Raw genomic sequence first — 1,272 nt, forward strand, 5'->3', positions numbered from 1 at the left:
CTGACCGCCTGACAGAAAGTATGAGAAAGCGTCCCCGGTAGGGGACACTTTCTGTTTGTGACAACTGAAAATGCCGCCGGGGACGCTCCTCGACTCTACCAGGCTGTCCTGGCTCAGCTCCAGACTGGTCTGTGGAACGACATTCGCAATGCGCGCACCCTCGCCTGGATGGTCGCAGGCCTGCTGCTCTCCCAGCGCAGCTTCCTCCCGGCCTGGCTGCCCCACATCCACTCCAGCGCCACCTTCGCTCAGAGCAACGAACGCCGACTTCGTCGGTGGCTGGAGAATCCAGCCATCGACCCCACCACCATTTACGGTCCACTCGTGATCCGTGCCCTGCGCGACTGGGGCGGGCACACTCTGATCCTGGCCTTGGACACCAGTGTCCTGTTCGAGAAGTTCTGCCTGATTCGCGTTTCGGTCCTGTTCCGGGGACGAGCGGTGCCGCTCGTCTCGCGCGTCCTCGAACACCCCAGCGCTCAGGTCAGCACGGCTCAACTGCTACCCGTCCTGGCCGAAGTCAAAGGCCTGCTCGATTTCCTCGGTCAGCCTGAGGTCCGCCTTTTGGCGGACCGGGGGTTCTGCGACACGCAACTGATGGCCTGGCTGCGAGTCTGCGGGTGGCACTACCGTATCCGCATCAAGTCCAGCCTGATCCTCGCTGCGCCAGACGGCCAGCGGCTGTGCAAAGTGGGCGAGGTCAGACTCTCACCCAGGGAAACCCGTTGCTTTCACAACGTCACCCTCACCGGGCAGCATTTTGGTCCGGTTCACGTGGCTCTGGGCCGTCCATTGGACGGCCCAGAGCAGTGGCAGGTCGTGAGCGACGAGCCGACCAGCATCGAGACCTTCGCCGAGTATGGAGAACGCTTCCAGATCGAGGAAGGCTTTCTGGACGAGAAAAGCGGCCTGTTCGGTCTGGAAGATTCCAAGCTGCGAGACGCTGCCAGTCTGGAACGCCTGATTCTGGTGCTGGCGGTCGCAACCTTGCTGCTCGTGTCCGAAGGGGTTCAGATTGTGCAGCGCGGGGATCGACGTGTCGTCGATCCCCACTGGCAGCGGGCACTGAGCTATCTCAAGATCGGTCTCCGGGCTGTTCAATACGCGCTGAGCCGAGGTCAGGCGGTCTTCCTCCGCCTGACCCTCCAGGGTAAGCCTGACCCTGAGCCACTGAGCGGACGAAAACGCCCTCATACTGTACTACAAACAACGCTCGAAGTCGGCTGGCAGCTCGTTTTTCGTTCGCCCTCATAAAATCTGTCAGGCCGTCAG

General features: G+C 61.8%; 1 protein-coding gene. It reads left to right on the top strand.

What is annotated here, in order from left to right; genetic code table 11:
• The first annotated feature begins 57 nt into the window (after window positions 1-57).
• Window positions 58-1,254, top strand: coding sequence for a transposase (locus V3W47_RS19655; protein WP_331826928.1), 1,197 nt, complete (start codon window positions 58-60; stop codon window positions 1,252-1,254).
• Window positions 1,255-1,272 lie beyond the last annotated feature (18 nt).

Source organism: Deinococcus sp. YIM 134068 (genome assembly GCF_036543075.1).
Taxonomy (GTDB): domain Bacteria; phylum Deinococcota; class Deinococci; order Deinococcales; family Deinococcaceae; genus Deinococcus; species Deinococcus lichenicola.